The sequence below is a fragment of the Pseudomonas sp. IPO3774 genome, assembly GCF_013386835.1.
GTDB lineage: Bacteria > Pseudomonadota > Gammaproteobacteria > Pseudomonadales > Pseudomonadaceae > Aquipseudomonas.
Genome location: NZ_JACAQY010000040.1, coordinates 125,998 through 143,721 on the forward strand (window position 1 = coordinate 125,998; position 17,724 = coordinate 143,721).

Below are 17,724 nucleotides of genomic sequence, written 5' to 3' on the forward strand. Positions count from 1 at the left end.
AAAATGACAGCCGGTGTAGGATTGTAGGGGCAGGGTGTTTGTAATTATTGAGCAGACTTGGCAAATAGCTTCAGAGGTATTCGATGGCCAACGATATAAAATGGGGGCGACGAGGGAAGCCCAAAATCGACTCATCGACAAATAACTACCCTGTGAGATTCGCCACTCAGCCGGGCTATCGGAAAGGCGAGCGATTTGTAGACCTGCGAATGCAGACGTTCAAAAATATAGATGGCTATCTAAAAAGCCAGCCAGTTGAAGAATGGCACACATTGGCAAGAATTTATAAGGATCGGATCGATACTTGGCCTGTTAATTCTGATGCCACCTCTGAGTTTTACCTCACACCTACCCACAAGACAATCAATTGCATCAGATACCGCCCCCCTAAACCGTTTCCCAGCGTGCCGCCTCGCGAGCCAGAAGACGCCATTTCATTCATAGAATGGGTGTTCGACCCTAGGTTCTTTCATCTTTGCAACCACGGGCTCGGCCTAAAAAATAAATTCATTGCTCCATTATCGATGTTGAATTTGCCCAAAAGCATCAAAACTTTAGAGCTTGTCTTCGAAGGTTCTACATTCCAGAACAAACGAATATTTAGGCTTTCCGAGAGCGTCTTGGCGAAACTGGCAGATGACTACAGCAATTCTTTTGATCACCGGTTGCGAAACATAAATAAACCAAAGCGGAATTTGACCCTAGCCAGCCAGCTTCAGGTTGTCTCGAAAACCAGAGCCACAGACTACCCAGCGAGCTCCGACCTCAGAGAGGAGCTCGTCTTAAACAGTCTAAGACCTTCATACCTGGATGAGGTGCTGCTCCCAGTATTAACATCGTCTCCCGAGCAGGCTTGGCGCCTATGGTCACACGTCAAAAGGGCAATACTAAATAATATGATTTCCGAATATGAAGTCATGTTGGCCAGCCAAGAAGATGCAAGCTCATGGAAGACGTTTATTAGTAGGCACACAGAATTAATTCATGAAGTTCTGAAAGACCCGTTTTGCGGAATCTGCAAGAGCTCCCGGAAACGAGACACCAACAGTAGTGACGAAGGCATTATTATAGCTTCTGAATCAGCGCTAGTTCTGATAATCAAAAGCCCTGATACGCCTTTAGTCACAAAAATAAGCAGGGGAGCGGCGACGACATCATGGGTCGCTTCAGCACAGATCCAATCCGCTGTGAATGAAACGCTGGAGTTTTCACGTACGTTTAACGGAGGCAAGACCAGATATGTGGTGATCGCGGGAACTCTGCCAAAAAACAAAGCTCCGCTGACGGCCCTTGAGGGATACAAGAGAACTGTGAGTCAAATTCAGATAGTAGATTTCACTGCGCTATTAGAGGGCCTGAGGCGCCTTACCTCAAAAACGGGGAAGCCAGCCTGACGCTACGAAACGATCAATTGAAGTAATCATTAGTACTAAGAGTTCGTAGGTGAAGTAAAGGTTAGGTTTGGTATGAGACCGGGAAATAAAGATTGTTCAGCGCGTAGATTGATGCGACCCCAAGCTGGTGAGGCTATAATTTTAGCTGCCGAGATCTGCATCGGGCCGTTTGAAGATGATCATGAGCTTTATCAAAAGCAATGAAGGGGTCTAATGAGCGTTTTGGAACTTAAGATGAGTCTTAGCCTTCTGAAAATGCGGGAGCAGCGGACAGCTGAAGTGATCGCTAGGCATCGCGTATTTAGGGCGTAAACGCTAGGGAGAGACCTTTTTGTACAAAGATTCACTTCAGCGTACTGCGGGTTTGTCGAATCAGTGCCTTATGAGCCTCATGAACATTTCTGGCATGGCACATCTTTTAACATAATATACATTATGCGTAATCATGTGATCCGTTATCAGGGTCAGTGCCAGCCAGATTTCAACCAGTGCACCACGCTCCTCATCGACCAAACCCAGCCTGTCTCGATTTGGTCGATGAGCCTGGATCACACCTGAGCGAAACCGCCATCCACGAACATCTCGCTGCCCGTCATGAAGCTGCTCTCATCCGATGCCAGAAACAATGCCGCATTCGCCACTTCATCTGGCTGCCCCATACGACCCAGCGGTACACGCGTAACCATCGAATCGACAATCGCATCCTTCTGGCCGGTACCTGATAGCGCTCTGTCCAAACCTGGTGTCGTTGTCGGCCCAGGTGAAAGCACGTTCACGCGAATACCTGTGCCTTGCAGATCCAGCGCCCAGCTTCTTGCGAAGTTTCGCAGTGCGCCTTTCGACGCGCTGTAGACGCTGAACGCTGCGGTGCCCATCGAGGCCGTCGTCGAACCTGTCAGCACAATCGAGCCACCGGCGCTCATCAATGGCAACGCGTTCTGTACGGTGAACAACGTGCCTTTCACGTTCACGCCAAAGGTGCGATCAAACGATTCCTCCGTGATCGCACCAATGGGCTCCAGATCCCCAAGGCCCGCATTGGCGAACAACACATCTACACGACCTTTGTCAGCCTTGATCTGCGCGAATACCCGCTCAAGATCACGCAGGTTTGAAATGTCGCCCTGGATCGCGATCGCGTCATGCCCGATCAGGACCAAGGCTTTGTCCAGTTCATCCTGGCGGCGTCCCACGATAACGACCTGTGCACCTTCGGCCGCAAAGCGTATGGCGCTGGCCAAGCCGATCCCGCTGTTGCCACCGGTGACGACGGCGATTTTCCCGTTGAGCCTGTTCATGAGTGTTTCCCTCAAATGTTGAGGCCCAAGCGTAGATCTGCGCTATTGTTTTGAATAGTATGCACCTTTTGGTAAGTACCCAGCCTGAGGGCAAAAACATGTCAAACAGCACCTTTAACTGCGGGCTCGACGCCGCCCTGGCGGTGATTGGCGGGAAATGGAAACCGTTGGTCCTGTATCACCTGGCCCATGAAGTTCACCGTTATGGCGAACTGCGGCGCGCCGTTGGCGGCGTGACGGACAAGGTGCTGATCCAGCAATTGAAGGAGCTGGAACGCGATGAAATCATCGCGCGCATCGACTACAAGGAGATACCGCCAAAGGTCGAATACTCCCTGACTCCCTTCGGACGCTCGCTGGCCCAGGCATTGGGGCCGCTTTGCCAATGGGGCACCGACCATATGCTGGCGGTTGAACGCATCAGTGAGCGCCGAGCGACCGCCCTCGCCCAGCCTTAAATTCGCGAAATATCCAACTCGACTAAATGGATATTTAGTTGAGTTAAATCAATACTTTACGTCTATCTCCCGTATCAATTGCCTATTCACGACACCCTGCCGCTGGTGACTATGTAGCGAGTCTGTAAACACCGGCTTGTATGCGCCGAGGGCGATCACTAAGCTGGCCCCTCTTTTTTACCGCCGCCCGGAACCACCATGTCTCGAAGTATCGCCCACCTCGCCCTGCTGCTGGGGTTGATCACCGCCGTCGGCCCGTTTGCCATCGACAGCTACCTGCCGGCGTTGCCGACACTCGGCGCCAGCCTGCATGCCTCGCCTGCCGCGGTGCAGATGAGCCTGACGGTGTTCTTCATGATCATCGGTGTGTGCCAGCTGTTCTACGGCCCGATCAGCGATGTGTTCGGGCGTAAGCCGCCGATCTATGCCGGCCTGGCGATTTTCATCGTGGCCAGCATTGGTTGCGCCCTCGCCCCCTCCATCGAGGTGCTGATCGGCTTCCGGGCGTTGCAGGCCTTTGGCGCCTGCGCCGGGATGGTGATTCCGCGGGCGATTGTGCGTGACTTGTACACCGGCCATGAAGCCGCGCGCCTGATGGCGTTGCTGATGCTGGTGGTGAGCATTTCACCGATTCTCGCGCCGCTGGCCGGCAGCGTGATCATTGCCGTGTGGAGCTGGCGCGAAGTGTTTTGGGTGCTGGGTGTGGCCGCAGTGCTGTGCCTGATCATGACCGCCGTGCAATTGCCGGAAACCCACCCCGCCGAACGCCGCCTGGGCAAGACCCTGGGCAATGCGTTCGGCAGCTACGGCGCGTTGCTGCGTGATCCGGTGTTTACCGGGTTGTCGGTAGTGGGCGGTTTTGGCCTTGCGACGTTCTTCGTGTTCATCGGCAGCGCGCCATTCGTTTACATCGAGTACTACGGGCTCACGCCAACGCAATTCAGCCTGTGCTTTGCCCTCAACGCGGCGTCGTTTTTTGCCCTGAGCCAGTTGACCGCGCGCTTGAGTGCACGCTTCGGCCTCGCACCGTTGATTCGCTGGTCGGTGGCGGGCGTGGCAACGGTCATGGCCTTGCTGGCACTTACCACACTGTGGGGCAACAGCCTGCCGTTAATGATGGCACTGCTGTTTATTGGCTTTGGCTTTCTCGGCTTGCTGTTGCCGGCGGCCGGCGTGTTGTCCCTGGAAGATCACGGTGCCGTGGCCGGTTCGGCCTCGGCGCTGTTGGGCGCGATCCAGATGATCACCGCCGCCGTAGCCATGTCCCTGGCCGGCCTGTTCGCAGACCACACACCGGCGCCGATGTTGATCGGCATCGCCCTCAGCGCCGTGGCAGCGATGCTGACGGTGTGGTGGACGCTGCGCCGCCTGCCGGCACACCTGCAACCTCAGTCGCGCACCTGACCAGCGGAGATTGGCGCCCCGGTCTGGAGCCCCATTGCCGCCAAATAAGCCCACGGGTAAATCCCCCGCTGGTGCCCATCGCTGAAAATCAACTGCACGCCATACCCCTGGGGATGGACCTCCAGCACCCGGACACGGTCCGACACCAGCGGCGGCATGCCTCTCAATCGGAAGGCCCGGCACTGCGAGCACGGGCATTCACGGCGCAGGCGAGCGTGGTCGATCCATTGCACGCCGTCGCGCCATTCCAGCCTCAAGCGCCCATCATCATCGCGGCCAATGCCGTTCGGTGCACTGTTCATTGCAGTTGTGCCAGGGCAATGCGCACCGCCTTGCGTACTTCCGGGTCGCCATCGTCGGCCGCGTCACGCAGCGGGCCAAGGGCCTGTCGGTCGCCCAACTCGCCCAGCGCCAGGGCGGCTTCCTTGCGCAGGTTGCTGATGCTGTGGCCCAACGTCAGGAGCAGCGCCGGCAACGCCGGTGCATACCGCAGGCGCCCAAGGCTGCGGGTGGCGCGCAGGCGGACTTGCCAGTAGTCATCGGCCAGCGCCGTGATCAAGGCGTCGCCCGCGCGGGTGCTACCGACTTTGCCCAAGGTGGTCGCGGCCTCTTCCCGTACTTGCCAGGTGGCGTCCTGCAACGCTTCATACAGCGCCGGCAGTACCCGCTCATCACTGGCCAAACCGAGGGCGCCGGTGGCGGCACGCCGGACTTCGGTGTCCGGATCGCTGCTGGCCAACCTCGCCAGGGCGTCCAATGCCGGCAGGTGCTTGAGCCAGCCGAGTACACCGACCGCTTCGCGGCGCACCCCCGCATCGGTATCGTTCAGCGCCAGCATTGCCGACGGCGCCGCCGCTTCAAGGCGCAACTCGCGCAGGGCACGGAAGATTGCCGTGCGCACGCTCGCGTCGGCGTGGGTGGCCCAAGGCAATAACAGCCGGCCCGCCTGCGTCGTCTTGAGTACGCTCAAGCTCTGGGCGGCGGCATCACGTACCGACGCTTCAGTGTCGGTCAGCGCCTGGCACAGCGCCTTGACCACTGCGTCTTCTTCCCACGCCTCCAGCAGGCTGGCAGCCTGGGCGCGCACGTCGGTGGCCGGGTCGTGGCGCAGGCTGTCCACCAGCCACACCAGGCCGTCGGGGTCTTCCAGGTCAGCCAGGTCAATCAGGGCGATCCGGCGCATGCCGGCATCCGGCGCTTGCAGCCGCGGGCGCAGGGCTTGGATGTCGGGGTTTTCGGTTTCATAGGTCATATGGCAAATCGCGGTCTTGGGTGATCGTTGGGTAGCCCGAGCGGGTTCAGCCGTGGTAACTGGCGACCATCTTCGTGGTGCAGCAGCTCCAGGCAATGGCGCTTGAGGTGGGTAAATTCCGGCGAGGTCATCAGTTCGGTGCTGCGCGGCCTTGGGAAAGTCAGCTGGAAATCCTCGATGATGCGCCCGGGGCGCGGGCTCATGACCAGGATGCGGTCGGCCAGGAACAGCGCTTCGTCGATGTCATGGGTGACAAACACAACAGTTGTGCGGATGCGCGTCCAGATGTCCAGCAGCAAGGCCTGCATCTTCATGCGGGTCAGGGCATCCAGCGCGCCGAACGGCTCATCCATCAACAGCAGGCCGGGACGATTGATCAACACCCGGGCAATTTCCACCCGCTGCTGCATGCCACCCGACAGCTGGTTGGGCCAGCGCTCGGCAAAACCTTCCAGGCCCACCAGGTGAAGGATCTCATCGGCGGCGGCCAGGCGCTCGGCCTTGCCTACGCCGCGCATCTTCAGGCCGAAGGCAACGTTTTCGCGCACCGAACGCCAGGGGAACAGCGTGTGTTGCTGAAACACCATGCCCCGTTGCTGGGACGGCCCGGCAACCGGCTGGCCATCCATTTCCAGCGTGCCCTGGCTTGGCGTGAGATGCCCGGCCAGCGCGCCGAGCAAGGTCGATTTGCCACACCCGGACGGGCCGAGGATGCACACGAACTGCCCCGGCTCGATCCTGCAATCCAGGGCTTTCACCGCCTCGAATGCCTGCTGCTGTTCGCCCAATACAATGGACAAGCCGCGTATGTCGACACGGCCTTCAAGATGACTCATCAGGCTTTACCTCGTGGTCGATGCCAGGGAGTGAACAGTGCGCCGAGACGCTTGACCAAAAGGCTGCTGCCCATGCCCAGCACGCCGATCAACAGCATGCCAACGACAATGTCGGCATAGTTCTGGATGGTGTAGGACTCCCAGGTGTAATAGCCGATGCCGTACTGGCCGGAGATCATTTCCGCTGTCACCAGGCAGAACCACGAAGTGCCCATGCCAATCGCCAGGCCGGTGATGATGCTCGGCGCGGCGCCCGGCAAAATCACCTCCAGCAGGATCGCCCGGCGCCCTGCCCCCAGGCTGCGCGCCGAGGCGATCAGCCGAGGATCGACGCCTTCCACGCCATGCACCGTATTGAGCAGCACCGGAAACAGCGCGCCGGTGAAGGTGATGAAGATCATCGACAGCTCCGACGACGGGAACATCAGGATCGCCAGCGGGATCCAGGCCACCGCCGGGATCGGCCGGATCACCTCCAGCGGCGGCAACAGCAGGTCTTCCGCCCACTTCCAGCGGCCAATCGCGATGCCCAGGCCGATCCCCACCAGCGCGGCCGCCAGGTAGCCCTCGAACACCCGGGTCAGGCTTGCGCTCAAGTGCCGCACAAGCTTGCCCGAGTCCGCCAGCCCCAGGGCAGCCTGCACCACGGAGCCCGGCGTGGGCACATTGGCAAATGTCACCAGCCACAGGTTCCAGTGCTGGCTGGCCGCCAACTGCCAGAACAGCAGGCACAACAGCAAGGAAGCGGCCTTGGGCAGCCAGCGCCATGGGGTGCTTGTCATGAACACGCTCCCTCAGCGACCGGCAACGGCCTGCGCGCCGGCGTCGGTGAAGTTGAACACCTTGCCGCCCTGGGCCTGGGCAAATTGCTGCGCCTGGCCCTTGAGCAGGAATGCACTGAGTTGGCCGTGCTGGTTGGTGGCAAACCAGGCCTGGCTCGCCAGCAGCTTGATGCCGCTGTCTTCGGCCTGGGCATACACGGCGCGCACCGCCTTGCCCTGTTTGTTCAGGCTGTCCAGCGCGGTGAACGCCGCCTCGGCCGACGCGTAATCACGCACCTTGGGCTCACCCTTGACCCAGATTTGCGCGACGTGCTTCCAGTCGGTGATCGGCGCGCCGCTCAGGGCGTCGTTGGCCTTCAACGGGGCCTGGGCGTAGTTGCCCAATTGCGCCGCATAGTCCAGGCCCGAGGCCTTGAACGCGGCACGGATGTACTGGTCATCGATAAAGGTATTGAGGTCCAGGCCACGGTCGGCCTTTTTCAGCAGCTTGAGGGTGTCGATCGCGGTGCCCACGGCCTGGCGGTATTCGGGTTTCCAGCTCAAGTCACGGGTCTGCACGCCCAGCGGGCCATGGAACAGGTAGTTGACCTCGGCTTCGACGCCGGTGACTTTTTCGATCAGCTCGCTGTACTTCTCCGGCTCTGCGGCCAGCAACTGATTGGCCTCGATACTCGCGCGCAGGTAGGCGACGACCACTTCCGGGTACTGTTTGGCATAACTTTCGTCCACCAGCGCGCCGTGGAACGTCGGGGTGTTGGATTGCGAGCCGTCGTAGATCTTGCGGGCGAAACCACGGTTGGGGAACAGTTCGCCGAACGGCACAAAATCGGCATGGGCGTCGATCTTGTTGGCCTGCAACGCCGAGCCTGCCACTTCGGGCGCCTGGGCAATGATGTTGACGTCCTTGAGCGGGTCCCAGCCCTGGGCCGCAACAGCGCGCAGCAACATGCCATGGGCCGTGGAGGCGAACGGCACGGAAATCGTCTTGCCTTTGAGGTCCGCCAGGGACTGGGCGCTGGAAGCGACCGGCACCACAATGCCGTTGCCGCTGCCCTTGATGTTGCCCGACAACACGCTGATGAACAGGCTGTGCTTGCCCGCCGCCTCGAACGCTACGCCGTTGAAGGCACCGGGGAAGTCGGCCATTGCGCCAAAGTCCAGTTTGCCGGCGACCATTTCATTGGTCAGCGGCGCGCCACTGGTGAAGTTTTTCCACTGCACGTCGTAGGTCGCGTCCTTGTACTTGCCGTCGTGCGGCAGGTATTTGTCCAGCAGCCCCAGCTCGCGGATCAGCAAGCCGCCCGCGGCACAGTTGATGGTGGTGTCCTGGGTGCCGATGGCCACCCGGATCGTTTGTGCCTGGGCCGACAGGCTCAAGCAAGCCAGCACCAGGCCGGCCAGGGTTGCGCGCAATAACATTGGGTAGTTCCCCTCGAATCATGGTTGAAGGAATCGTCTCCGCCACGGTCTGGCGCGGTGGGAAACGAGGGGGTGTGGCTAGGGCTGCGTCCGGGGTTGGCGGATGGCGTTTGCGGCAGGTCTCAGCGCAACAGGTACGGAATCTCGACCTTGACGGCGCCGGTGGGGCAATCTTTTTCACAGGGCATGCAGTACCAGCATTCATCGAACGCCATATACGCCTTCTGCGTTGCCGGGTTGATCGCCAACAGGTCCATCGGGCACACGTCGACGCAGACCGTGCAGCCTTTTTCGGCGATGCACTTGTCCTCGTCCACCGTTACCGGGGCGTTGGAGCGGAAGAATATTTCCTGGGGCTGATAGGCCATTTCACGGTGTCCTGTGGTGAGCGAGCTTGGGGGGGCACATTCAGGCGGCGTCAGCCCCTACGCGCAGGCGGTCGTAAGCCTGCATCTCTTCGGCATCCAGCGGGATCACATAGGGCTCGACGGGTTTCTTGAAGCTGACCATCTGCCCGTCCTCGCCCTTTTTCAGGTGGCAATGGCAGAACCAGTCGGCGTCGTTGCGTTGCGGGTGATCGACCCGGTAGTGGTACAGGCCCCAGCGGCTTTCGGCGCGGTACAGCGAGGCGCGGGCAGCCATTTCGGCGCAGTCGCGGATCACGCTGGTTTCCATGGCGCGCATCAATTCATGGGGGTTGTGCGCCTTCATCTGGTCCAGGTCGCGCTCGATATCGGCGAAGCGTTGCAAGCCGATTTCCATCTTGCGGGTGACCTTGGGCGGCTGCAGGTAATCGTTGACGAAGCGCCGCAGCTTGTACTCGACCTGGGCCGGCGGCAGACCGGTTTCGCGGTCCAGTGGCGCATAGACCCGAGCCTGCTCGGCGGCCACTTGCCGGGCATCCACCGCGCTGAATTCGCGCCCGGCCACAAAGCTTGCCGCGTTGGTGCCGGCAAACCAGCCATAGGTGAACGCGCCGAGCATGTAGTTATGTGGCACCGCCGCCATGTCGCCCGCTGAATACAGGCCCTTGACCGAGGTTTCCGCGCGCTCGTTGACCCACACGCCCGACGCCGAATGCCCGCTGCAAAAGCCGATCTCGGAGATATGCATCTCGACCATCTGGCTGCGGTAGTCGGTGCCTCGGTTGGCGTGGAACTGGCCACGGCTAGGGCGCTCGTTGCTGTGCAGGATCTGCTCGATGTTCTGGATGGTTTCCTCCGCCAGGTGATCGAGCTTGAGGAACACCGGGCCGTTGCCGCTTTCCAGTTCCTGGTGGAACTCCCACATCATCTGCCCGCTCCAGTAGTCGCACTCGATGAAGCGTTCACCCTTGTTGTTGGCGGTGTAGCCGCCCAAGGGGCCGGTGACATAGGCGCACGCCGGGCCGTTGTAATCCTTGATCAGCGGGTTGATCTGGAAGCACTCCAGGTTCGCCAGTTCGGCTCCGGCGTGGTAGGCCATGGCGTAGCCGTCGCCGGCATTGGTCGGGTTTTCATAGGTGCCCATCAGGTAACCCGAGGACGGCAAGCCCAGGCGGCCGGCCGCGCCGCAGCAGAGGATCACCGCCTTGGCCTTGATCACCTGGAAGTCCGCAGTGCGGCAGTCAAAACCCATCACGCCATTCACCGCGCCTTCGCTGTCGGTCAGCAAGCGGGTGCACACCAGGCGGTTGGTGATGCTGACCCGGGCGCGCTTGAGCTGGCGATACAGCACCTTCTTGATGTCGTGCCCTTCAGGCATCGGCAACACGTAGGCGCCCATGTGATGGACTTTTTTCACCGCGTAATCGCCGGTTTCGTCCTTCTCGAACTTCACGCCCCAGCGGTCCAACTGCTCGATGGTTTCAAAACTGTGGGTCGCGTAGGCGTACACCGCCGCCTGATTGACGATGCCGTCGTTGGCAATCGTGATTTCCTTGGTGTACTGCTCCGGCGTGGAGTGGCCGGGAATGATCGCGTTGTTGAGGCCGTCCATGCCCATGCTGATGGCGCCGCTGCGCTTGACGTTGGCCTTGTCGATCAGCAATACGCGCAGATCGCGGTTGGCCTCCTTGGCCTTGATCGCCGCCATGGGGCCGGCTGTACCGCCGCCGATCACCACGATGTCGTATTCCAGTTCCAGGGTTTGGCGGCTCACGGGCGACTACCTCGCTGACGGTCGATGCGCAGGCGATACTGAAACGCGTCGCCACGGTAATACAGGTGTTCGAAGTCCACGGGCTGACCGTCTGCGGTGTGGGTCAGGCGTTCGATGCGCATGATCGGCGAGCCGGCCTCGACGTTCAGCGCCTGGGTCAGCTCGCTGTCGGCGAGTACCGCGTCAATCGCCACGTCGGCGTGACCCAGTTGCAAGCCGCAGTCGTTCTCCAGGATCAGGAAGATGTCGCGGGTCACCAGGTCGGCGTTTTCCAGGCGTTCGCCCAGGGCCTGGCTGAGGTAGGTGATTTCCAGCGACACCGGCTCGCGGTTGATCAGCCGTACCCGCTTGATCTGCGCGACAGTGCTGCCCTCCTCCACGCCCAGGCGCTCGGCCACCAGCTTGTCGGCGGGCACGAAGCGGTAGCTGCGCAGGCGGTTGATCACTTCATAGCCGCGCTCGGTCATGGACTCGCCCAACCCCTGCAGGGTGCTGACGTTCTGATAAGCCTTGGGTTTGGAAACAAAGGTGCCTTTGCCGTGGATCTTGTAGATCAGGCCTTCCTTTTGCAGATCACCCAGGGCCTGGCGTACGGTGATGCGGCTGACTTTGAAGCGCGTGCCCAGTTCGCTCTCGGAAGGCATCTGGGTGTTCGGCGCGTACTCACCATCAAGGATGCGGCTGCGCAGCAGGTCCCGCAGTTGGGCATGCAGCGGAACGCTGGACAGAGGGGATAAGGCGACGGTTGATTCGTTCATCAGGACCACTTGTCATAACGAGTTATGACGTGATCATAAGGAGTCTTATGAAAAGCCTGGAAATACCGTTTTGGAATAAGGTTATGGACAGGCGAAACCCGCTGCACCTGCGAGGCAGGCGCAGCGGATCCGTCGGTTTTATAGCGCAGTGTCTGAAGCGGATGAACAATCAGAAGTTATAGCTGACTCGGGTATAGAGGATGCGGCCAAACGGGTCGGCGTATTTCGGGTCGTACCCGCTCTGGAACGCATAGGTCTGGTTGCTGAACGGCGGCGCGCGGTCAAACAGGTTTTTCGCGCCCAGCGTGACGGCCAGGGACTTGCTCCAGTTGTAGGTACCCGCCAGGTCCCAGACGTTGTAAGAGCCTACAGAGTCGTGAGTGTCGGGGTCCGAGTCGTGATAGCCACTGGTGTAGCGGTTGGTCAGGCTGACGCCCAGCGGTCCCCGCGCCCAGGTACCGGTCAGGCTGTGGCGCCAACGCGCAACGGCGCCCGCGGTGGAGAACTCGCCGCCACGGAAATCACCGAGTTTGTCGATGTAGTCGCCCTTGAGCTCCTGCTGGTATTTGTATTCGTTGACGTAGGTGCCTTGCAGGCCGATGCCGAAGTCACCGATGGCGGTGCTCGGGAAGCGGTAGTCGAAACTCACATCCACGCCGTTGGTCTTGGTCTTACCCAGGTTGGCAAGGCCGGTAACGATGTGATCGATGGAGCCATCCGCCTTGCGAATCAGGCGGTCGCCGTAGGCATCCGGGTCGTCGAATACCGACGATTCAGGAAATTCGGCAATCTGGTTGGCGATGGTGATCCACCAGAAATCCAGGCCGGCACTGAGGCGCTCGATCGGTTGGAACACGAAACCAAAGGTCACGTTACGTGCGGTTTCCGGGCTCAAGCTGCCGTTGCCCCCGCTTTGCCGGCGGAACTGCTGGGCGCAGTCGCGGTTGCCGATCCCGCCATTGGCCGGGGTGCCGCCCGGGCACAGGCGCGGGTCGTTGTAGTTGGCCACGGTGTAGCTGGTGTAGGTCGGGTTGTACAACTCGTACAGCGACGGCGCACGGAAGCCTTCACTGTAGGCACCGCGCACCACCAGTTCCTTGAACGGCTGGAAGCGGAACGAGTATTTCGGGTTGGTGGTGCTGCCAAAGTCGCTGTATTTGTCATGACGCACGGCGGCAGAAAGTTCCAGGCTTTCGAGCACCGGCACGTTGACCTCGGCGTACTCGGCCGACACGCTGCGATTGCCGCGCACTGCGCCATTGGGGTCTACGCCCAGGCTCTGCACGGTCTCGGCAAACTGGGCGAAATCCTGGTGGAAATCCTCCTTGCGATATTCACCACCCAGCGCCAGGCCCGTCGGCCCCGCACCGAACCAGTCGCCGATTTCACGGCTTACGCGCCCGTCGATACTCTTCACTCGGCCCACGGCGGTGGCGTAATCGCCATCCACGCGGCTGGAGGCGAGCAACGCCCTGCCCGCTTCACTCTGCGGCCCGAACGGGTTGATCACACCGTTGGCAATCCCCTGGCTGATGGTCTGGTCGTTTACATAGCCATCAAGAATGGTTTGCACCACGTTGTTCTGGTTGTAGGACGCGCCGACGTTGTAGTCCCAGTTCGCCACATTACCTTCGAAACTCAGCAGCAGCCGCTGGCTGGTGTTGTCATCTTCGTGCTTGCGCGCGCCGGCATCGGTTTCACGCCAGTTCACGTCTACCGGCTGTGTCGGGTCCAGGGCGAAACCCGTGGGCCCCGGGGTGATGCCGTTGCCCGGATAGAAAGGCGTACCCGGATTGACCTGGGCCCCCATCAGGGTGCCTGGGCCAATCTGCGTGCGGTTTTCGTTGCGCGCCCAGAAGTATTCGAGGCTGACGGTATGGTCATCGGCCAGCTTGCCGGTGGCTTTGGCAAAGGCCGAGGTTTTTTCGGTTTCCGGCACCAGGTCCAGGTAACTCCACAGGCTTTGGCGGCAGATGCCATTGCGTGACAGCAGCCCGGGGGAATTGCAACCGGAGCCGGCCAGCGGGTTGGTCGCGTTGCTGCCCTGGCTCCAGTTGGCCGGCGCGGCGGTGCCGGAGGTGAAATCCAGGCCGCGACCTGGCTGGTAGTTGTAGGTGAAGTCACGGTCCTTGGCCGCCAGGCGCGTCTGCTTGTCGTAGCTGACCACGCCGAACACGTTGAAGCGGTCCTCTTCAAGGTCGCCGAAACCGTAGCTGCCACTGAAGTTATGGCTGTCGCCGCCGCCGGAGCGTGTGGGCGAATCGTAGTTGGTGGAAAGTTGCCCACCGGTGAGGCTGGTCTTGGTAATGAAGTTGATCACCCCGCCAATCGCGTCGGTGCCATACAGCGCCGAGGCGCCATCGCGCAGGACTTCTACGCGGTCGATGGCGGCGAACGGTATGGTGTTCAAGTCCACCCCGGAACCGTTGGTGGTGTTGACGGCGTTGTTGCTCAGGCGCCGGCCATTGAGCAGCACCAGGGTTTTGTTCGCGCCAATCCCGCGCAAGTCGGCATACGCCGCACCGCCGCTGCTGGAACCCACCGAACGCCCGGAGCCAACGGCAGACTGGTTGGCCGAAATGCGGTTGATCAACTCCTCGGTGGTGCTCACACCCTGCTCGCGCAATTGCTCGACCCGCAGGATGGTTACCGGCACTGCCGTTTCCGCGTCCACCCGGCGAATCGCCGAGCCGGTCACCGTGACTTTTTCCAGGCGGTAATCAGTACTTTTGCCCTCGGCCGGTGCGACGCTGGTGGACGTCACGGGTGCTGGATGCACCGTCAGCCCCTGTTCGCTGTCGCTTACTTGCAGGCCACTGCCCTGCAATGCCTTGTCCACCGCTTGCAGGCTGCCCAAATCGCCGCGGATGGCGGCACTGCGCTTGCCCTGCACCCACTGTTGATTGAACGAAATCATCACCCCGGTCTGCCGGGAGATATCCAGCAGCACCGTATCAAGCGGGCCGCCAGCGATATCGAAGGTGAACACCTGGCCGGCCACTTCCTGGGCCATCACCGATGTCGTGCACACTCCCATCGCCAGCGCCGCCGCCAGCGTCAGCCTTGGTAGTTGTTGTTTGAATAAAAACATCGAGGAGCTCCCTGTTGTATGTGTCTACAGGGATGAGCAACGGCAGACGGATATTTATAGGGCTGCGTTTAGGCGAAGATGCTATGAGTTTATAACCGGTTATAAGAGGCTTGCTGCATCGATTTGGCTGATGTCTTCTATTGGCCCGCAAGCGTTCATCCCCGCGCCAGGTGCTTTGTAGAATGAACCCCACAGTCAAGCCACCACCTTCGTGGTGTCGGAGGTTCTCATGCGTTATCTGCTTATCGCCGTGCTGGGCCTGTTCAGCACACTTGCCTTCGCCCAGGGCGAAACCCCGGTACCCACTGTGAGTGCCAACACCCCCGCCAGCGAGGCGTACGACTATTCCCAGGACCTGGACATCGCCAAGGTGGTGCGCGTCAGTACCGAATCCTCCACCGAGTGCGGGCCGGTCAAGGGTCACATGGTCTACATCGACAGCCACGGGGTGCGTCATGAACTGGACTACATGCGCCTGGGCGATGCCTGCCAGCACGGTTGAGCGCAAACCATTCGTCGGGCTCGGCCGGCATCGATTACAACTATCCGGCAGCTGAAAATCACTAATCCATAGAACCCGTTGTGATCTATGGAGATTGAGATGACTCACTACCCACGCCCACCTTTCGCCAGCCAGGCCCAATCCGTTCCCGGTTCGCAGAAGAAGATGGACCCCTATCCCGACTGCGGCGAGAAGAGCTACACCGGCTCCGGCCGCTTGGCCAACAAGATCGCCCTGATCACCGGCGCCGACAGCGGTATCGGCCGCGCCGTGGCGATTGCCTTTGCCCGCGAAGGTGCCGATGTGGCCATCGCCTACCTGGACGAACACGAGGACGCGAAGGAAACCGCACGCTGGGTGGAAGAAGCCGGCCGCCAATGCCTGTTGCTGCCCGGCGACCTCGCGCAAAAAGCCAACTGCCAGGCGATTGTCGACCAGACGGTCGAGCAGTTCGGGCGGATCGACGTGCTGGTCAATAACGCCGCATTCCAGATGACCCACGAGACCCTCGAAGAGATACCCGACGAGGAATGGGTCAAGACCTTCGATATCAACATCACCGCGATGTTTCGCATCTGCAAGGCGGCGCTGCCGCATATGAAGGCCGGCGGGTCGATCATCAATACCAGCTCGGTGAATTCCGATATGCCCAAGCCAACGTTGCTGGCATACGCCGCCACCAAGGGCGCGATTGCCAACTTTACCGGTGGCCTGGCACAACTGCTGGGCAGCAAGGGCATCCGCGTGAACAGCGTGGCGCCGGGGCCGATCTGGACGCCGTTGATTGTCTCGACGATGCCGGACGAAGACGTGAACAGCTTTGGCAGCGAAACACCGCTGGGGCGCCCCGGCCAGCCGGTGGAAGTGGCACCGATCTATGTGTTGCTGGCGTCGGATGAGGCGAGTTACATCTCGGGCTCGCGGTATGCGGTGACGGGCGGCAAGCCGATTCTCTAGGGTCGAATGCAAATCCAGTGTGGGAGCGGGCTTGCTCGCGAAGGCGGAGTGTCAGGCAATGCATCTGTGACTGAACCACCGCCTTCGCGAGCAAGCCCGCTCCCACATTTGGGACTCGGTCAGCCCGGAGATCGTGTCGGGTCAGCCTTGCGCGGATAGGTTCTTTCCTCCTGAATCCGCCCATCCATGCTGTGAATCCTCAGCGACGCCGTCTTGTCGCTGAGAAACTCCTTCGCCAACTCAACGATTGCCTCCTTGGTCTCTGCCGTTTTCGACGGCCGTGCCGAGCCCTGCTTGGTCAACGCCCAACCGGTGCCGGTCTTGTTGATGTTGTAGGTATCCATGGTCTGCTCCTTCGACTGAATAAACACGGCACGCGGCAAACCCGCGCCCTACTATTGCGAGCGCGGCTGCCGGGCAGAGTTCAAGGCAGTTGGCGGGCCAGGTTACGGGCGGCCCTACAGGTCAAACCGATCCACGGCCCTGCGCCGCTCATTGTCGTCGCGCACATCGTAGGTGGCGGTGGTCTGGATATTGGTGTGGTGCGCCAGCTTCTGGGCGATCGACAGGTCGTACTCTTCAATGACCCGCGTGATAAACGAACGGCGGAAATCATGGGGCATGATTTTCACGCCGACCTGTTCCCCACGCTGGCGGGCGATGTAGTAAATCGCGTGTTTGGTGATGCGCTCGCGGGTGATATGGCTGCCCCGGCGAATCCGGTTGAACAGGAAACCGTCGTCCTGTTCCCCCGGTTTCAGCTGGCTGCGGCGAAACTCCAGCCATGCCTCCAGCTTGGCAAAGGCCCAGGCCGGTGCGTACTTGATCAATTGCTTGTTGCCCTTGCCGGTAACCTGCAGGCTGCGCTCGTCAAAGTTGACCTGGCCCAGCTCGATGTTCACCGATTCCGACTTGCGCATGCCCGAGCCATACAGGATCCCGATCACCGCCGCATCCCGCAGGCCCTGCGGGCGCGGATCGGCGGCGCAGACTTCCATCAACTCACGAATCAGCGTACGCCGCAGGTTGCGCCCCTGGCTCAGGCGGGTGCCGGCCATGGCCTTGACCGAGCGCATCTTCAGCAGGTGGTCCTGGCTGATCAGGCTCATGCGCCAGGCTTCGTTCATCACCCCGCGCACGGCGTTGACGTACAGCGATGAGGTGTTCGGCGCATACCCGTCTTCCCGCAGCACCGCCACCAGGGCCATGACGTGTTCGGGCTGCAGCAGGTGCCAGTCGATGTCTTCGAGGTTGATGTCTTCAAAGCCCAGGCGGTCGGCGGCGTCCTGCAGCACGTAGCGCATGGTCAGCTGGCTGGAGGGCGCCAGGCGGGTGAGATAGAGGGTCAGCGGGTTGCGGGTAGACTCAGTCAAGGTAGATCAGCCTTTGGATTAAATATGTCGACTAACCATCTGTTTAATCGACATATTTAGT

17 protein-coding genes are annotated in these 17,724 nt (G+C 60.5%); 5 read left to right on the top strand and 12 right to left on the bottom strand.

All coding sequences use genetic code 11. The annotated features are described in order from the left end of the window. The first annotated feature begins 83 nt into the window (after window positions 1–83). Window positions 84–1,394 carry a hypothetical protein gene (locus tag HYE77_RS22365; RefSeq protein ID WP_177069373.1) on the top strand — a complete coding sequence of 437 codons (1,311 nt, stop codon included), beginning with the start codon at window positions 84–86 and terminating at the stop codon, window positions 1,392–1,394. A 548-nt stretch (window positions 1,395–1,942) separates the two neighbouring features. Here the strand turns inward: HYE77_RS22365 and HYE77_RS22370 are convergent. Further along, window positions 1,943–2,692 carry an SDR family NAD(P)-dependent oxidoreductase gene (locus HYE77_RS22370; protein WP_087692989.1) on the bottom strand — a complete coding sequence of 250 codons (750 nt, stop codon included), beginning with the start codon at window positions 2,690–2,692 and terminating at the stop codon, window positions 1,943–1,945. A gap of 98 nt (window positions 2,693–2,790) precedes the next feature. On the opposite strand from HYE77_RS22370, the gene HYE77_RS22375 reads away from it, so the two are divergent. Then, the gene (locus HYE77_RS22375) at window positions 2,791–3,150 is read left to right on the top strand and encodes a helix-turn-helix domain-containing protein (protein WP_008433396.1); all 360 of its coding nucleotides are present in this window, start codon (window positions 2,791–2,793) and stop codon (window positions 3,148–3,150) included. A gap of 198 nt (window positions 3,151–3,348) precedes the next feature. Next, entirely contained in the window at window positions 3,349–4,554 is a 1,206-nt protein-coding gene (locus HYE77_RS22380) for a multidrug effflux MFS transporter (RefSeq protein ID WP_134326627.1), read from the top strand. Here the strand turns inward: HYE77_RS22380 and HYE77_RS22385 are convergent. The 9 genes from HYE77_RS22385 to HYE77_RS22425 all read right to left on the bottom strand — a co-directional run bounded on the left by HYE77_RS22385 (window position 4,539) and on the right by HYE77_RS22425 (window position 14,831). Further along, the gene (locus tag HYE77_RS22385) at window positions 4,539–4,856 is read right to left on the bottom strand and encodes a DUF971 domain-containing protein (protein ID WP_008433404.1); all 318 of its coding nucleotides are present in this window, start codon (window positions 4,854–4,856) and stop codon (window positions 4,539–4,541) included. The two genes, HYE77_RS22380 and HYE77_RS22385, sit on opposite strands and share 16 nt — an antisense overlap. After that, a complete protein-coding gene (locus HYE77_RS22390) occupies window positions 4,853–5,806 on the bottom strand; it encodes a HEAT repeat domain-containing protein (protein WP_177069374.1) in 954 nt (317 codons plus the stop codon). The genes HYE77_RS22385 and HYE77_RS22390 overlap by 4 nt, the downstream gene beginning before the upstream one ends. After that, on the bottom strand, window positions 5,803–6,642 hold the full coding sequence (locus tag HYE77_RS22395; protein WP_008433408.1) for an ABC transporter ATP-binding protein: 840 nt from the start codon (window positions 6,640–6,642) through the stop codon (window positions 5,803–5,805). The genes HYE77_RS22390 and HYE77_RS22395 overlap by 4 nt, the downstream gene beginning before the upstream one ends. Beyond that, window positions 6,642–7,424, bottom strand: coding sequence for an ABC transporter permease (locus HYE77_RS22400; protein ID WP_003217654.1), 783 nt, complete (start codon window positions 7,422–7,424; stop codon window positions 6,642–6,644). The genes HYE77_RS22395 and HYE77_RS22400 overlap by 1 nt, the downstream gene beginning before the upstream one ends. 12 nt (window positions 7,425–7,436) lie before the next feature. Further along, on the bottom strand, window positions 7,437–8,843 hold the full coding sequence (locus HYE77_RS22405) for an ABC transporter substrate-binding protein (protein ID WP_087692993.1): 1,407 nt from the start codon (window positions 8,841–8,843) through the stop codon (window positions 7,437–7,439). A gap of 122 nt (window positions 8,844–8,965) precedes the next feature. Then, a complete protein-coding gene (locus HYE77_RS22410) occupies window positions 8,966–9,211 on the bottom strand; it encodes a ferredoxin family protein (protein WP_003217650.1) in 246 nt (81 codons plus the stop codon). 40 nt (window positions 9,212–9,251) lie between these two features. Then, window positions 9,252–10,982 carry a fumarate reductase/succinate dehydrogenase flavoprotein subunit gene (locus HYE77_RS22415; RefSeq protein ID WP_003217648.1) on the bottom strand — a complete coding sequence of 577 codons (1,731 nt, stop codon included), beginning with the start codon at window positions 10,980–10,982 and terminating at the stop codon, window positions 9,252–9,254. After that, window positions 10,979–11,740: a GntR family transcriptional regulator gene (locus HYE77_RS22420; protein ID WP_008433419.1), complete on the bottom strand. Its 762-nt coding sequence runs from the start codon at window positions 11,738–11,740 to the stop codon at window positions 10,979–10,981. The genes HYE77_RS22415 and HYE77_RS22420 overlap by 4 nt, the downstream gene beginning before the upstream one ends. Before the next feature lie 169 nt (window positions 11,741–11,909). Then, window positions 11,910–14,831: a TonB-dependent receptor gene (locus HYE77_RS22425; protein WP_177069375.1), complete on the bottom strand. Its 2,922-nt coding sequence runs from the start codon at window positions 14,829–14,831 to the stop codon at window positions 11,910–11,912. Window positions 14,832–15,060: 229 nt separating this feature from the next. Between HYE77_RS22425 and HYE77_RS22430 the strand changes: the two genes are divergently transcribed. Both HYE77_RS22430 and HYE77_RS22435 read left to right on the top strand, forming a co-directional pair. After that, window positions 15,061–15,333: a DUF2790 domain-containing protein gene (locus HYE77_RS22430; protein ID WP_102369062.1), complete on the top strand. Its 273-nt coding sequence runs from the start codon at window positions 15,061–15,063 to the stop codon at window positions 15,331–15,333. Between the two features lie 99 nt (window positions 15,334–15,432). After that, a complete protein-coding gene (locus HYE77_RS22435) occupies window positions 15,433–16,290 on the top strand; it encodes an SDR family oxidoreductase (protein ID WP_177069376.1) in 858 nt (285 codons plus the stop codon). Between the two features lie 119 nt (window positions 16,291–16,409). On the opposite strand, the gene HYE77_RS22440 is transcribed toward HYE77_RS22435, so the two are convergent. Both HYE77_RS22440 and xerC read right to left on the bottom strand, forming a co-directional pair. After that, the gene (locus HYE77_RS22440) at window positions 16,410–16,634 is read right to left on the bottom strand and encodes a DUF2188 domain-containing protein (RefSeq protein ID WP_003217639.1); all 225 of its coding nucleotides are present in this window, start codon (window positions 16,632–16,634) and stop codon (window positions 16,410–16,412) included. A gap of 114 nt (window positions 16,635–16,748) precedes the next feature. Next, window positions 16,749–17,663, bottom strand: a complete 915-nt coding sequence (xerC, locus tag HYE77_RS22445) for a tyrosine recombinase XerC (RefSeq protein ID WP_008433427.1) — start codon at window positions 17,661–17,663, stop codon at window positions 16,749–16,751. Window positions 17,664–17,724 lie beyond the last annotated feature (61 nt).

What these genes read in the sequence shown, in the direction of transcription:
- HYE77_RS22405 (WP_087692993.1), bottom strand. Translation starts at nt 8,843, where the DNA reads ATGTTATTGCGCGCAACCCTGGCCGGCCTGGTGCTGGCTTGCTTGAGC.
- HYE77_RS22425 (WP_177069375.1), bottom strand. Translation starts at nt 14,831, where the DNA reads ATGTTTTTATTCAAACAACAACTACCAAGGCTGACGCTGGCGGCGGCG.
- HYE77_RS22430 (WP_102369062.1), top strand. Translation starts at nt 15,061, where the DNA reads ATGCGTTATCTGCTTATCGCCGTGCTGGGCCTGTTCAGCACACTTGCC.
- HYE77_RS22410 (WP_003217650.1), bottom strand. Translation starts at nt 9,211, where the DNA reads ATGGCCTATCAGCCCCAGGAAATATTCTTCCGCTCCAACGCCCCGGTA.
- HYE77_RS22380 (WP_134326627.1), top strand. Translation starts at nt 3,349, where the DNA reads ATGTCTCGAAGTATCGCCCACCTCGCCCTGCTGCTGGGGTTGATCACC.
- HYE77_RS22375 (WP_008433396.1), top strand. Translation starts at nt 2,791, where the DNA reads ATGTCAAACAGCACCTTTAACTGCGGGCTCGACGCCGCCCTGGCGGTG.
- HYE77_RS22435 (WP_177069376.1), top strand. Translation starts at nt 15,433, where the DNA reads ATGACTCACTACCCACGCCCACCTTTCGCCAGCCAGGCCCAATCCGTT.
- HYE77_RS22390 (WP_177069374.1), bottom strand. Translation starts at nt 5,806, where the DNA reads ATGACCTATGAAACCGAAAACCCCGACATCCAAGCCCTGCGCCCGCGG.
- HYE77_RS22395 (WP_008433408.1), bottom strand. Translation starts at nt 6,642, where the DNA reads ATGAGTCATCTTGAAGGCCGTGTCGACATACGCGGCTTGTCCATTGTA.
- HYE77_RS22365 (WP_177069373.1), top strand. Translation starts at nt 84, where the DNA reads ATGGCCAACGATATAAAATGGGGGCGACGAGGGAAGCCCAAAATCGAC.
- HYE77_RS22420 (WP_008433419.1), bottom strand. Translation starts at nt 11,740, where the DNA reads ATGAACGAATCAACCGTCGCCTTATCCCCTCTGTCCAGCGTTCCGCTG.
- HYE77_RS22400 (WP_003217654.1), bottom strand. Translation starts at nt 7,424, where the DNA reads ATGACAAGCACCCCATGGCGCTGGCTGCCCAAGGCCGCTTCCTTGCTG.
- HYE77_RS22370 (WP_087692989.1), bottom strand. Translation starts at nt 2,692, where the DNA reads ATGAACAGGCTCAACGGGAAAATCGCCGTCGTCACCGGTGGCAACAGC.
- HYE77_RS22385 (WP_008433404.1), bottom strand. Translation starts at nt 4,856, where the DNA reads ATGAACAGTGCACCGAACGGCATTGGCCGCGATGATGATGGGCGCTTG.
- HYE77_RS22440 (WP_003217639.1), bottom strand. Translation starts at nt 16,634, where the DNA reads ATGGATACCTACAACATCAACAAGACCGGCACCGGTTGGGCGTTGACC.